A 210-nucleotide genomic window follows, 5' to 3' on the forward strand; every position below is an offset into this window, starting at 1 on the left:
AGCCTCAACACCGCCGCCAGCATCAGCATCGGCAACGATGGTGCCGGCAGCGATCACGTCTACAACAAGACCGAAAGCGGCGCGGTGGTGGTCAGCGGCAGCACCACGGGGGTGGAAGCCGGCCAGACCGTCACCGTCACCTTTACCGACAGCCAGGGCCATAGCGCCAGCACCACCGCCCAGGTGGATGGCAGCGGCAACTGGACGGCC

1 protein-coding gene is annotated in these 210 nt (G+C 67.1%); it reads left to right on the plus strand.

Annotated elements, in window-relative coordinates; all coding sequences use genetic code 11:
* On the plus strand, window positions 1-210 hold a 210-nt coding region (locus JHD64_RS21855; RefSeq protein ID WP_199055851.1), incomplete at both ends, for a hypothetical protein.

Origin of the sequence: Aquitalea sp. ASV15 (assembly GCF_016429115.1) — a bacterium.
GTDB lineage: Bacteria > Pseudomonadota > Gammaproteobacteria > Burkholderiales > Chromobacteriaceae > Aquitalea > Aquitalea magnusonii.